The following is a 13,053-nucleotide window of genomic DNA, read 5'->3' on the forward strand; positions in this document are numbered from 1 at the left end:
GTAAATGCCTTTATTTGTGAAATATACATTTTAACTTTCCATCTTACTAACTACTTTTAAAACCACAATGATTAAAACTGAAAACAAATAATTTTTAGAATATTATTGACATACTGACAATATAAACGTATTATAGCTTTCAACAACACATTGTTAAGCAAAGATTGGAAATAGTAAAAATGCTCGTGTACTTGTAGAGAGCCGATGGTTGGTGTAAATCGGTAGGCACACATTTTGAACTCATCCATGAGCTACTCCCTGAACCAAATTGAATCAGCATACTTCTCCTGGTCCTAAAGCAGTGAGCTGAATGCCGTTTAAAAAGTAAGGGATGTCGGTTTCCACCGTTATTGGGATAGACAGTGATAGCTGTCGATAAGGGGGCTTTTTCTTTAAAGAGAAGGTCAATTAGAGTGGTACCGCGAGCAAATAACTCGTCTCTATATTTTTATATAGAGGCGGGTTTTTTTTATTTTATTACAACAAAAGGAGTGTTTGAAAATGGGAAGAAAAATTTGGGTGTTTGATACAACTTTACGTGATGGCGAGCAAGTGCCGGGAGCAAAATTGAACTTATATGAAAAAGTAGAGATTGCACAGCAACTCAAAAAATTAGGCGTCGATATTATCGAAGCTGGTTTCCCGGCTTCTTCACAAGGTGACTTTGATGCGGTAAAAGCTGTCGCACAAAAGGTTGGTAATACGAACGACATTATGATTACTGCTTTAGCACGAGCAGTAAAGGCTGATATTGATTCCGTATATAACGCTGTAAAATATGCAGAAAACCCCATGATTCATATGGTGCTTGGCACTTCTGATATACATGTTGAAAAGAAATTTAGTAAATCTAAAGACCAAATACTACAAATTGGTGTAGATGCTGTGAAGTATGCAAAAACTCTTTTACCACAAGTGCAATATTCAACAGAAGATGCATCCCGTTCAGATTTTGAGTACCTATGGAAAACGATTGAAGCCGTTATGAAGGCTGGCGCAACAATGATAAATGTGCCTGACACTGTAGGTTTTGCTGAACCAGAGGAATTTGGCGCTATGATCTATAAGCTTAATGACCGTATGAAAAACTTAAACGATAGTGTTTTATTGAGTGTACACTGTCATAATGACCTTGGTATGGCAACGGCTAACACACTTGCAGCCATTAAAAACGGTGCAGACAAAGTGGAATGTACAATCAACGGTATTGGGGAACGTGCCGGAAATGCTGCACTAGAAGAGGTCGTGATGGCACTAAAAACACGTAGTTCTGTATACAATGCAGAGACACGCATTAATACAAGAGAAATCATGAACACTTCACGCCTTGTTTCCAGCTTTATGGGCTTAGATGTACAAGTAAACAAAGCCATTACTGGAGACAATGCATTTGCACACTCTTCAGGAATTCATCAAGATGGTCTACTTAAATCTCGCGATGCCTACGAAATCGTTCATCCAGAAGATGTAGGTCTAGATGATATGGAACTTGTCTTAACAGCTCGTTCAGGGCGCCATGCCGTAAAAAATGCACTTGAAAAGTTAGGCTTTTCTAATCTTTCTACTGAGGAATTTGAAGGCATTTTCGATGGTTTCCTAAAATTAGCTGATGCGAAAAAAGAAGTTTATGATCATGACTTATATGTCATTGTGGAAAGTTATTATGAAAAGCATGACGCAAATCATGCCAATGCTACTCATTATAGTGAGCAATTTTTTGACATTGAAGATTTACAAGTCGTCAGCAACGCGAGCTTCCCTTCTGCTAGTGTAAAAATTCGCAAAGGTGAAGAAGTATTGAAGGCAAGTGCTGTTGGCTCAGGCCCGATTGATGCATTGTATTCTGCCATTGCAGATATTGTAAAAATCGATGTAAAGCTAGTAGAGTATAATATTAACAGCGTATCGCGTGGTAAGGAAGCTCTTGGTAAAGTTAAAATAACAATTGAGCATGAGGGCGAAAAATATATCGCAAAAGCTGCAGATACAGATATTTTAAAAGCAAGTGCGCTTGCATACATTAATGCAATCAACAGCATTGTTGTGGCAAACTTAACCCCAGTTATGAACTAAAGTGCCAGGCACCGATACTATTCTGAATTTTCTAAATAAACAGTTGCTATGGTTACACAGCACGTAAGCCGCAACACACCGCATGTTAGCGGTGGTTGCGGCTTTCTGTGTGTACGCTTTTTAGTGACAGGCACTCAAACAATTTAAAGGTGCCCGCACGCAGCGCAAATCAAAGCCTGTAGGCTCTAGTGACTGTCATTAACTAACTTCTGATATTCTTCTTCAATTAGTCCCACATCAAGTCGTTCAAATAGCGGTGTCACTTCGCCAATGCTTTTCGGTAGCTCAACTTGCTCATACCACATCAATTCTGTTATGCCTAACATGCCTCGAATTTTCTCTGTAGAGAACGGTAAAAACGGCTGTAACACTTGTCCTAAATTTGCTATCATGTAGACACACGTTGCAAGCGTTTGATGACAATCCTCCATATTCTCCTTTACCTGTAACCACGGTTGTTGCTCGTCAAAATATCGATTGGCCGCACGAATGTAAGCAAAAATCCCCTCTAATGCTTGCTTAAAATGTCCCGCTTCAATCGCCACACCAACATCACTAAACAACTGTATCGTCTGTTTCCTTACAGCCCCATCTACATCGACCTGTGGTACTTGACTATCAAATGACTTTTCTATAAATTTCAACGTCCGATTGACAAAATTGCCGTAAGCTCCTAGCAATTCTCCATTATGACTATAAATAAATTCTCGCCAAGAAAAATCAGTATCACGATTTTCAGGTGCATTCATTGTTAAAAAATAACGAATAGAATCTGCGTCATAACGACTTAAAATATACGGCACCCAAACCGCCCAATTTTGGCTTGTTGATAATTTTCGTTTTTCCAAAGTCAAATATTCATTGGAGACAATATGTGTTGGTAATGCTTTCGCACCAATACCCATCAATATCGCTGGCCAAATAACTGTATGGAAAGGTATGTTATCCTTGCCATGCACATAATAGGAGACTGTTTCTTCATTCCATAAGTCCTCAATCGCCATATGATGGTGCTTTGCCCATTCCATACTTGCTGTTAAATAACCTGCCACGGCTTCAATCCACACATAAATTTTCTTCCCTTCAAAGCCCGGTACTGGTACATCAATACCGTTTGGCAAATCTCGCGTAACAGCACGGTCAGGAACGCCCTCCGCTAAGTAACGTTCGGTCAAGCTTATTGCATTATCTCGCCAACGCTTATCCGCCTTTGCTTCAGCTACAAATGTTTCTAGCCTTCCTTGAAACTGACTAAAGGTAAAATAAAAATGCTCAGTTTCTCGAATAATAGGCTCATTGCCACAGATTTTACAACACTTGTCGATTAATTCAAGTGGATCTAAAATTTTCGAACAATTATCGCACTGATCTCCTCGTGCCTTTGCCCCGCAATTCGGACAAATACCTTCCACAAAGCGGTCAGGTAAAAACTGTTTGTCCGTTTCACAATAAGCCTGCTCAATTTTCCTTTTGTATAAATAATTATTTGCCATCAGCTGTAGAAAAATTGCCTGTACAGCTTCATGGTGATGCTGAGCATCCGTTCTCGTATATAAATCGTAAGTAAATCCTAAATCATGAAAACATTTCGCAAATTCTTGATGATACCGATCTGCTATTGCACCTGTCGTCGTATTTTCCTGTGCAGCTCGAATCGATATTGGTGTCCCATTACAATCGCTTCCTGAAACATACAATACTTTGTCACCTTTTTGTCGGTAATATCTAGCCAAAATATCACCTGGTAATAATGCGGCAATATGCCCTAAATGCAATGAGCCATTGGCATAAGGCCATGCTCCTCCAATTACAATTGTCATCCTAAGTTGCTCCCCTCAATTAATAAAATTCTACTCTGTTAAGCTGTCACGCAAATAAATCGGACAGCTGTCAGTGGCATTCTCTTCATTCAGTGGACAATAGAAATATTTCCTAGCATCCATCGTTTTTGAAGATAAAAAAAATCGCCCTAATCATGACTGATTAGGACGAGTATACCCGTGTTACCACCTATATTTACAAATAGCTCACACTATTTGCCTCAATCAGTACGTCTTGCATTCATTTAAGAGATACTGCCGCTGTTGTAACGAGTGCCCATCTCGTCGTAATCTACTCACAAAAATGCTTTCGGTACGAAGCTCAAAGGTCATTTTCAAAAGGGTTCATTTACCTCATTTCCACCAACAGAGGCTCTCTATTAAATGCTTGTCCAATTTACTTTTCCTTTTCAACGCTTTGTTATAGTTTGGCACTATTTTACTCTTTCCCCATATGAAATGCAATGTAAACATTTATATTCGCTTCGTATTATAAGTGAGAAATAGTAGTTAGATGCTTTGAAATATCATGTAGATTATCTATCACGACATGTGCCTTTTGTAATTCAGAGTCCTGCGCAAAATCAAAGCGTACACCTATGGAAAACAGATGATTATCCTGTGCTGCTTGGATATCAGATGCACGATCTCCGACAACAGCTCCGGCTTGAATGTTATTTTCTTCGATTACACTTTTTACTAAATCGGATTTATGACCACTTCGGATAGATTGAATACTATATGTCCCTTCTATATAACGATTCAGCTTATATGTATCTACGATTGCTTGCAAATACTCTTTTTGGCCATTGCTCGCAATATATAAATGATAGTCGTTTGCTAACGTAGCAAGTGCTTCCTCTGCATTCGGATATAATGCGCCTTTGCCATTTATTATCAGCTCAATAAGCTTGTCATGAAATAGGGCATTACTTGCTTCACGCACCTCTAAAGTATGCATAGGACATAAAGTTTCCCATACAACAGGCAGTGAAACACCCATAATTTCACGGTATTGTTCAAGCGGTGTGTCCCCTTGCCATAACCCCTTTGTACGTAGTACATCGAAAGTCGCCGTCAGCGCCGGCTCCAATATTAGATTCGTTTGAAATAAAGTACCGTCCATATCAAAAATAATTGCTTTTTTCATAATATAACTCCCTTTGTCATTGTTAATCATTGAAAAATTCCATATGCGTTTTTTCGTTTTTATAATACGCTAGGCGATCCTGTAACGTACCTGTATGGAACTCAAATTTATGACCATCTGGATCGGTAAAATAGACGGACTGTTTATCTCGTTCATCTCTTTGCCTGCCCTCTAAAATATTGACCTTATAATGCATAAGCTTGTCATAGATTTTCTCAAAATCGTCTTCATCGATAGAAAAAGCAATATGTGTATAAGAGAGATGTATCTCGTTACGTGGAATACCTACTTCTTCATTTAGTGCAAGCCACAGCCCATTTAAATCGAAATATGCAGTGCTTCTCCCCTTTACTAAAAGCTTGGCATCAAAAACATTTTGGTAAAATGCTATTGATTGCTCTAGATTGGACACTGAAAATAAAAAATGGTTAATATTTTGTATAGTCATAGTACATCTCCTTAAACGATTAACTCGCATAACAGATAGCAACTTCGCAACACGATGGCGAAGTTGCCCTTAAAAGCGTTTTACCTATTTTTTGCCCTTCTTCATACCTTTCGCAATTTGCTTCCATTTGCGTTGCTCATTCAGCTTTGCTTGCATATTCGTTTTTCGCTCAATAAAAGCCAGCTCCTTTTGCAACTTAAAATAGCTTTGCAACCGTGATTGTTCAAGTGCTCCATCTGTTATAGCTTGTTGCACCGCACAGTGTGGCTCCATATGATGCGTACAATCTCTGTAACGACATGCTGCTGCAAATTCTTCAATATCACGGAAACTAGAAGATAGACTTTCACTTTGATCCCATAATTGCAACTCACGCATTCCTGGGGTATCGATTAAGCAGCCACCACTTGACAATACAATTAATTCTCGGTGTGTTGTCGTATGGCGCCCTTTGGCATCATCCTCCCGAATACCTGAAACTTTCATAAGCTCTTCTCCACTTAATGCATTCATTAAAGTGGATTTCCCTGCTCCCGATGAGCCGAGCAGTGCACCTGTCACCCCTTCTGTAAAGAGGCTCTGAATAGCTGCTATGCCTTCACCTGATCGTGCGCTAGTTACAAAAATATCCACACCAAAAGCTACAAGCTCAACCTCCCGTACCATGCTCGTAATATCATCACATAAATCAGCCTTTGTCAGTACAATTACTGGCTTCGCACCTGAATCCCAAGCGGCCACTAAATAGCGTTCTAAACGACGAATATTAAAATCTGCATTTAAACTCATTACAAGTAGCACAATATCAACATTCGATGCTACAATTTGTTCCTTTATTTCCTGTCCTGCAACCTTACGAGAAAAAACGGACTTCCGGTTAAATAATTTATGAATTATCGCCTTATCTTCCCCCGCCATCTTCTCGACTAATACCCAATCTCCAACTGCTGGATAATCCTCTCTTGCTACCGATGTATATGCAAAATGTCCAGCGACTGTAGCTAGCCACTCTCCTTCTTCAGCTATCACACGGTATGAATGCTTATGCTCCAAAGTAACTCGTGCAGGAACACAGTTCGCTAGCTTTGATTCCTTTTTAAACGCAGTTTCTTGCTCTTCAAAATATGTTGAAAACCCTAATGTTGTTAATTTCAATTGTTATTCCTCCTAAATGTGTCTATCGATTACGCCTCTAAGTGCGTAACAAGCATAAAAAAACCTTGCAACTGCAATTCGGCAGTTTCAAGGTTTCACAGGCACATTTAAGGGAATACACAAATAGCCATTGTCACATAGTAGTCGTTAACTCTACGGGCAAGGTCAAATTGCATATTTTAGGCGTGTGAAATTGAACAAACCGAATTGCAGTTCGTTAAAAACGGATCTATTCATCATGTCACATCACCTACTTCCAAATTAGATGTTACCAATATATCTAAATTGTTCAAAATTGTCAAATAAATTTATTGAAGCATGTACGCCCTTCCCATCTGCATACAATGTACGAGACCACTATTTGCGAAGGAGATGTTGAATTGTCAAAAATTATTTCTATCAGCACATATCAACCACCTTACACATTGCAACAGGCGAACGCAGAGGCGTTAACGAAGGAGCTCTTTTATGAAAAAATCCCAAAATTAGAGCGTTATTTAAAAGTATTTGATAATGGTGGCATCGATACTCGCCATTTCTGTGTACCCGCTGAGTGGCACCGCAGTGAGCATACTTTCGAAGAACGTAACAATCTGTATATAGAGCTAGCAACACAATATAGCGTTGAAGTCATTCAAGCCTGTTTACAAAATGAATCTTTTTTAGAAGCACCTATTTCCCCTAAAGATATTGATGCTATTATTTTCGTGAGTAGTACGGGCATATCTACACCAAGCATAGATGCTCGTATTATGAATAAGCTACCATTTTCTGACAGACTAAAGCGTATACCATTGTGGGGGTTAGGTTGTGCAGGGGGAGCTGCTGGAGTTAGTCGTGCTTATGATTATTGCAAAGCGCATCCTCAAGAAAAGGTACTTGTTGTATGTGTCGAACTTTGTAGCCTAACCTTTCAGCAAAACGATCTTTCTAAAAGTAATTTAATTGGCGCCTCCCTATTTGCTGACGGCGCAGCATGCATACTCGTTTGTGGGGACGATGTTGCAATACCGACAAAAAAAGCAATCCCCTCGATTGTTTCAACTGGTTCTAAATGGATGCCCGATTCAGAAAATGTAATGGGCTGGAATATAAAAAACAATGGTCTGCATGTCGTTTTCCAGAAAAGTATTCCATCCATTATTACAAATTGGCTTGGTCCTTTCATTGAACAATTCTTAGTTGAACAACATCTTTACAGTGAGCAACTTGATCATTTTATTGCGCATCCTGGGGGAAAAAAAGTGTTAAAAGCGTATGAGGATACGTTATATCTTGCTGAACAAAAAACCGACATTTCTCGGGAAATATTACGTCAACACGGTAATATGTCTTCTCCTACTGTTTTGTATGTACTAGAGCAGTTTATGTTAAACGAAGGGCAAAAAGATGATATTGGGTTGCTTGTCGCCCTCGGCCCAGGCTTCTGTGCAGAGGCTGTATTACTTAAATGGAGGGAGTAATATGCTTTTTTACATTATTTTAATTCTTGTTATTCTACAAAGAATAACAGAGGTTTTAATAGCAAAACGTCATGAAAAATGGATGCTCGCAAAAGGAGCCTATGAAGTCGGTGCCTCCCATTATTCATATATGGTTGCTATGCATGTTAGCTTTTTTCTATTTTTAATAGTTGAAGTAGTTTCCAATAAAAATGGTCCATCGGCCTTATTCCCATTATTTTTCTTATTATTTCTTTTGGTGCAAGCTTTGCGTATTTGGTGTATCCAGTCACTAGGGCCATTTTGGAATACGAAAATATTGATTTTGCCAGGTGCAGAAGTTGTACGGAAAGGCCCATATACATTTATGCGCCACCCAAATTATGCCGTTGTTAGCTTGGAGATTCTTCTACTACCAATTATGTTTCAAGCTTATTTCACAGCATTTTGCTTTACGCTCTTAAACATTACAATGCTCTCAGTACGGATTCCCATTGAGGAAAAAGCATTACGTGATGCGACAAACTATAATCATGTATTTAAAAAGGATCTACCACAAAAGTAATGTGGTAGATTTTTTTACGTAAATCGTAAATAAGATCGATTTTCATTATAAATTTAAATTGACTACATTTCGCTAGCGTGGCTTAACTCACAATCGCGGCACTACTTTAACTCCACTCCCAATGAAAGGGATCCTCTAGCTTGCCCCATGGCTCTGTATATTCATCAGTCGTCAACAGGCATGCATCTAGCTCCTTTATTATTGCGTCTTTGTCTATATCGATGCCTATAATGACTAGTTGCGTCATACGATCACCGAATTCCTCATCCCAATCCTCCAAAACCTCTGGGCTTTGTAAAAAAACATCCTTTTGCTGCGCTGTTGGTAATGCCGCTACCCAATAGGAAACAGGTTCAATTTTTGCAGAAGAACCTGCCTGTGACAATAATAACGCTACTTCCTGATGTTTTGCGCTCCAAATAATACCCTTTGCACGCACAATAGATTGAGGCATATTATCACACCACTCAACAAAACGCATCGGATGGAAGGGCATTTTACGCTTGTAAGTGAATGAAGTTATGCCATACTCCTCTGTCTCTGGCGTATGATTTTCATGCCCGAGTTCTAACTCTTTTAACCAGCCAGCAGATTCTGATACTCTCTCAAAATCAAAACGCCCTGTATTTAAAATTTCACTTGGCTCGATTACACCATTAATTGTACGTATTAGCGTTGCCTCAGGTTGTAATGCACGCAAAATACGTTCTAATCGTTCAAGTTCATCTTCTGTCACGAGGTCACACTTGTTCAATACTAAAACATCACAAAATTCAATCTGATCAATCAATAAGTCAGCCACATCTCGTTCATCTAAATCACCAACTGCTTCCTTACGCTCTAACAAGCTTTCGCCTGACTGAAAATCATGCCAAAAACGATGAGCATCCACTACAGTCACCATCGTATCGAGTTGGCAAAACTTTGTTAAATCAATGCCAAGCTCCTCATCCAAATAACTGAACGTTTGCGCAACTGGAATAGGTTCACTAATCCCCGTCGACTCAATTAAAATATAATCAATATTTCCAAGTTCCGCGAGGCGTTTAACCTCTTGTAATAAATCCTCACGTAACGTACAACATATACAGCCATTGGAAAGCTCTACGAATTTTTCCTCCGTTCGAGAAATACCACTTCCACTCGCAATCAGTTCTGCATCAATATTAATTTCACTCATATCATTGACAATAACAGCCACCCGCATATTGTTCTCATTTTGTAAAACATGATTCATCATCGTTGTTTTACCTGAACCTAAATAACCACTTAAAACTGTCACTGGAATTTTCTTTGTCGTCATATTCCAACCTCCTCAAATCGTAATGATTACTATTTACAGTTTGTAATTTAATCATAGAAAAGTTGAAAATGCAATACTTAACTTTTTGTGTAGCGACATATTGACAATAGAATATAAAAATAATATTGTATAAAGCGTAATGATTACTATTTAAAAGGAGTTGATAGGATGCGTGTTCAAATTATATTAGCCTGTACAGAAACTGGAGATAAAAACTACATCACTACAAAAAACAAACGAAATAATCCAGAAAGACTGGAGTTAAAAAAATATTCTCCTCGTTTAAAGCGCGTAACGTTACACCGAGAAACAAAATAAAAAAGTTTTTAGTCAACCAAACAATCCTAACAAAGCTTTTAAAAGTTCCGCTATGTAAGATAAAAGAAAGCTTCGGTATTTTGCAATTAATAAAGTTTAGAAGTGAATACTAGTTGTTGGGAGCAGACCTGCTCAGGAACGTAAGACGCAACAAACCGCAAACTTTCGAGTGTTGCGACTTACGTTGTGCTGAGCGGAAAGCGCCCGCAGTAGCGATGCAACAGTCACAGCAAAAAAAAGCGCTAGATTGATTGTAGTCAATTTAACACTTTTTCTCTTTATACCATCCTTATAAACAACCTGTTTTTTTTACATAGATCTATTCACATTAATCTCTGTAGCGAGCTGAGTTAATTGGTGCTCTAAATCATCAAGGATACGAACTTTCTTCTCTAGTTGCTCCTCAAAATCATTGGATTGCGCTATTATTTTTTGTATCTTAGCATCTAGATTTAAAAGCACCTTCGGGTTTACAGACGTATTTTCTCCATTTAAGGCTACAGCACTTGTGTTTTTGTTTTTAATATCCATTAACTCAAAGGACAATCTATTTATTTCATTGTCTCTTTCTGCTAACTCCTTAACTAAATAGTCATGCACATTATTTTCGTCATTTCTCTGTATGGCTTCAATGATAGCATTCATTTTTTCATTTGCTGCTTTTGTAAATGTACTTAGCTGTATTTCGAGACTTTCAATTGCCTGCTTTTCTTCCGCTCCATAATCTCTTTTAATAGTGAGCAGTTCATTATTGTTAGCCTTTATTGTTTGCCGTAATTCTTTATTCTCAGAACGTAAATGCTCAATCTCTCTTAATAATGTATCTATCGAGGAAATGTGTTTTTTTCGTTGATTTTCCCTTCTCTGTATATCCTCATGATAAGCCTTTAATTCCCTTTCATTCGTTCTTTTTAATTTCATCCGATCCATCGCTAGCTCTTTATTTCGTTTCGTCAATTGAACATTTTCCCGCTCTAGTCTAAGTACGAGTGAATAATAATCGCTATCTCTAAGTCTATTTATTTCATTTTTATATTTAGCAAGTTCCGATCTTAAAAAAATAATCATTTGCTGGAGCTGAATAGGATCGTTATTTTTAACGCTTTGATTATCCACGTTAGTACCTCCTATCACGTTAGCTTTTCAAATAATCTATTATTTCCTCAAATTGCACTTTATTATCAGCTATTAAATCATCAAGTTCTTGTATGAGACGCAATTCAAACTGCCCAGTTATATTCTCTTCTGAGGCTCTCTTGTCGCCAGATAATAAATAGGTAAGCAGTAAATGCAACGTACTTTTTTCAAGAAATGCAAAACTATTATCTCCCTCCTTTCTAAAATCCGTGACATTACTTAGTTGATCCTTCATAAAATGACGAACGATTTGTTCTAAACCCGCCTCTAGTTTTTGTTCTTCTATCTCACTCATCTTGACCCTCCTGTACAACGTTAATTCCATTGAGATTAATAGGATTTAGCACGAAGACACCGTCTTGTAGCTCATCACAATATGTAAAGCCCGATATTGTACCAGCATAGGATAAATTATGGGACCATTTAATTTGGAAATTTGTAAATGAAATCGTCTCATTCGGCTCAATTGTTGTTTTGCCAATTGGTTTAAGCCAAAATTCTGTATTGTTAGAGCTATCATTTATTCGTTCCCAGCTACCCGAAGTTTTTAAATTTTGACTAAAATGCTCATATACATATCTACCTGAGAAAGAAAACGGGGAATCTTCAGGTAGCTTTATGCACAAATAAGGATTTGTGATTGGCTGATTACCTATATTGCGAATATGATAAGAACCAAGACATAGACTCTCCTGTTCTGAATCATAAGAAATATTAAGAGATGTCGTAAAATAACTAATCACACTTACATTTTTTTGAAAATTTTGTTCCACCACTAGCTTTTTTATTTCACGAACATAAAACGTCGTTTGCTCTTTAAGATTCTTTATTTTTTCTTCTATTGAATCTTTATGAATACTCATAATAAGTGCCCCCTTGCCTATATAATATGTAACAAAAATAAAAAAAAGAGAGGATAATCCTCTCTTTAAGGTATGACATATGTTTATGTGTTAGCACTCTTAACCCATAGTTGGGAAAATAACAGAGCATTGCTTTGGACGAACCGTTGACGGGCATGAGAATGGTAAATCTGCTCTTGGCTCGCAGTAATTTGCTAAGAATTCCACAGTAACTGGGAATGTGGACTGAATACTTTGACAAACTGCTACTGTTATTGTCAACGCAGAAAACGTAATTGTTCCAGTACCAGCAGTAAGCGTTCCTGTTGTACACACGAAGCAATCTAAATCAGTATAAAGAATTTCTACATCTGTTCCTTGAGGTGCGCATAATGTAACTTGTTCACAACGTGATACTGGAATTTCACTACTTGTTAATACAGCTCCAGTTGGTAAAGTAACAACAATCGTAAGAATGAAGTTCTTCTGAATATTTAAGTGCTGTAGACAAACTGTTGCTCCATCAATAGAGAATTGACGGTTCTCACGATTTAAAATTACGATTGGGTTTGTCGCAGCTGGAGTTACTCTACATGTGACAGTTGCACCTGTTAAAACCGTCGCCGGTGTTATGCCTGGGAAGGTAATTGCACCAGTTGGAGAAATATCAAATGACATTTCCTTTACAATCCAGTCATATACTTTATCGACGTTTATACAAATCAGTTCGCGCGCCTGGGATGGCATATTATCTTGCATCCTTTTGACACCTCCATAAGTTTTTTATCTTTCGTTTGTAG

At 38.0% G+C, this 13,053-nt stretch carries 13 protein-coding genes and 2 other annotated features; of the genes, 4 read left to right on the plus strand and 9 right to left on the minus strand.

Going from position 1 to position 13,053, the window contains the following annotated elements:
• The first annotated feature begins 151 nt into the window (after positions 1-151).
• Positions 152-445: a binding site (T-box leader), on the plus strand.
• A gap of 56 nt (positions 446-501) precedes the next feature.
• Positions 502-2,073 carry a 2-isopropylmalate synthase gene (locus ACIP9C_RS19165; RefSeq protein ID WP_401013215.1) on the plus strand — a complete coding sequence of 524 codons (1,572 nt, stop codon included), beginning with the start codon at positions 502-504 and terminating at the stop codon, positions 2,071-2,073.
• A 185-nt stretch (positions 2,074-2,258) separates the two neighbouring features.
• Here the strand turns inward: ACIP9C_RS19165 and metG are convergent, their stop codons facing one another.
• The 4 genes from metG to rsgA form a co-directional block, all read right to left on the minus strand.
• Positions 2,259-3,893 (minus strand): methionine--tRNA ligase, encoded by a 1,635-nt coding sequence (gene metG, locus ACIP9C_RS19170; RefSeq protein WP_401013218.1) that lies wholly within the window; start codon positions 3,891-3,893, stop codon positions 2,259-2,261.
• Between the two features lie 161 nt (positions 3,894-4,054).
• Positions 4,055-4,316: a binding site (T-box leader), on the minus strand.
• Positions 4,317-4,383: 67 nt separating this feature from the next.
• Positions 4,384-5,043, minus strand: coding sequence for an HAD hydrolase-like protein (locus ACIP9C_RS19175; protein ID WP_401013220.1), 660 nt, complete (start codon positions 5,041-5,043; stop codon positions 4,384-4,386).
• A gap of 22 nt (positions 5,044-5,065) precedes the next feature.
• Positions 5,066-5,491, minus strand: coding sequence for a FosM family fosfomycin resistance protein (gene fosM / locus ACIP9C_RS19180; protein WP_401013223.1), 426 nt, complete (start codon positions 5,489-5,491; stop codon positions 5,066-5,068).
• 84 nt (positions 5,492-5,575) lie between these two features.
• The gene (gene rsgA / locus ACIP9C_RS19185; protein ID WP_401013226.1) at positions 5,576-6,646 is read right to left on the minus strand and encodes a ribosome small subunit-dependent GTPase A; all 1,071 of its coding nucleotides are present in this window, start codon (positions 6,644-6,646) and stop codon (positions 5,576-5,578) included.
• Positions 6,647-7,026: 380 nt separating this feature from the next.
• On the opposite strand from rsgA, the gene ACIP9C_RS19190 reads away from it, so the two are divergent.
• Both ACIP9C_RS19190 and ACIP9C_RS19195 read left to right on the plus strand, forming a co-directional pair.
• Positions 7,027-8,109 (plus strand): type III polyketide synthase, encoded by a 1,083-nt coding sequence (locus ACIP9C_RS19190; RefSeq protein ID WP_401013229.1) that lies wholly within the window; start codon positions 7,027-7,029, stop codon positions 8,107-8,109.
• Between the two features lies 1 nt (position 8,110).
• Positions 8,111-8,653, plus strand: a complete 543-nt coding sequence (locus tag ACIP9C_RS19195; protein ID WP_401013232.1) for an isoprenylcysteine carboxyl methyltransferase family protein — start codon at positions 8,111-8,113, stop codon at positions 8,651-8,653.
• Between the two features lie 106 nt (positions 8,654-8,759).
• Here the strand turns inward: ACIP9C_RS19195 and ACIP9C_RS19200 are convergent, their stop codons facing one another.
• Positions 8,760-9,956 (minus strand): GTP-binding protein, encoded by a 1,197-nt coding sequence (locus ACIP9C_RS19200; protein ID WP_401013235.1) that lies wholly within the window; start codon positions 9,954-9,956, stop codon positions 8,760-8,762.
• Positions 9,957-10,124: 168 nt separating this feature from the next.
• On the opposite strand from ACIP9C_RS19200, the gene rpmG reads away from it, so the two are divergent.
• Positions 10,125-10,274, plus strand: coding sequence for a 50S ribosomal protein L33 (gene rpmG, locus ACIP9C_RS19205; protein WP_193833306.1), 150 nt, complete (start codon positions 10,125-10,127; stop codon positions 10,272-10,274).
• 309 nt (positions 10,275-10,583) lie between these two features.
• On the opposite strand, the gene ACIP9C_RS19210 is transcribed toward rpmG, so the two are convergent.
• From ACIP9C_RS19210 to ACIP9C_RS19225, 4 genes are all read right to left on the minus strand, one after another.
• A complete protein-coding gene (locus tag ACIP9C_RS19210) occupies positions 10,584-11,390 on the minus strand; it encodes a coiled-coil domain-containing protein (protein ID WP_401013239.1) in 807 nt (268 codons plus the stop codon).
• A gap of 19 nt (positions 11,391-11,409) precedes the next feature.
• Complete coding sequence (locus ACIP9C_RS19215) at positions 11,410-11,706, minus strand: hypothetical protein (RefSeq protein WP_401013242.1); 297 nt, start codon at positions 11,704-11,706, stop codon at positions 11,410-11,412.
• Positions 11,699-12,274, minus strand: a complete 576-nt coding sequence (locus ACIP9C_RS19220) for a hypothetical protein (protein ID WP_401013245.1) — start codon at positions 12,272-12,274, stop codon at positions 11,699-11,701. Before ACIP9C_RS19220 ends, ACIP9C_RS19215 begins: the two co-directional genes overlap by 8 nt.
• Positions 12,275-12,373: 99 nt before the next feature.
• Positions 12,374-13,012, minus strand: a complete 639-nt coding sequence (locus ACIP9C_RS19225; protein ID WP_401013247.1) for a BMQ_0737 family morphogenetic spore coat protein — start codon at positions 13,010-13,012, stop codon at positions 12,374-12,376.
• Between the last annotated feature and the right edge of the window lie 41 nt (positions 13,013-13,053).

The sequence above is a fragment of the Lysinibacillus sp. NPDC093210 genome, from assembly GCF_044753985.1.
Taxonomy (GTDB): domain Bacteria; phylum Bacillota; class Bacilli; order Bacillales_A; family Planococcaceae; genus Lysinibacillus.

Bases quoted from the DNA above. Each gene is read 5' to 3' on its own strand.
- ACIP9C_RS19175 (WP_401013220.1), bottom strand. From the start codon at position 5,043: ATGAAAAAAGCAATTATTTTTGATATGGACGGTACTTTATTTCAAACG.
- ACIP9C_RS19200 (WP_401013235.1), bottom strand. From the start codon at position 9,956: ATGACGACAAAGAAAATTCCAGTGACAGTTTTAAGTGGTTATTTAGGT.
- metG (WP_401013218.1), bottom strand. From the start codon at position 3,893: ATGACAATTGTAATTGGAGGAGCATGGCCTTATGCCAATGGCTCATTG.
- ACIP9C_RS19195 (WP_401013232.1), top strand. From the start codon at position 8,111: ATGCTTTTTTACATTATTTTAATTCTTGTTATTCTACAAAGAATAACA.
- ACIP9C_RS19220 (WP_401013245.1), bottom strand. From the start codon at position 12,274: ATGAGTATTCATAAAGATTCAATAGAAGAAAAAATAAAGAATCTTAAA.
- fosM (WP_401013223.1), bottom strand. From the start codon at position 5,491: ATGACTATACAAAATATTAACCATTTTTTATTTTCAGTGTCCAATCTA.
- ACIP9C_RS19215 (WP_401013242.1), bottom strand. From the start codon at position 11,706: ATGAGTGAGATAGAAGAACAAAAACTAGAGGCGGGTTTAGAACAAATC.
- ACIP9C_RS19165 (WP_401013215.1), top strand. From the start codon at position 502: ATGGGAAGAAAAATTTGGGTGTTTGATACAACTTTACGTGATGGCGAG.
- rpmG (WP_193833306.1), top strand. From the start codon at position 10,125: ATGCGTGTTCAAATTATATTAGCCTGTACAGAAACTGGAGATAAAAAC.
- ACIP9C_RS19225 (WP_401013247.1), bottom strand. From the start codon at position 13,012: ATGCAAGATAATATGCCATCCCAGGCGCGCGAACTGATTTGTATAAAC.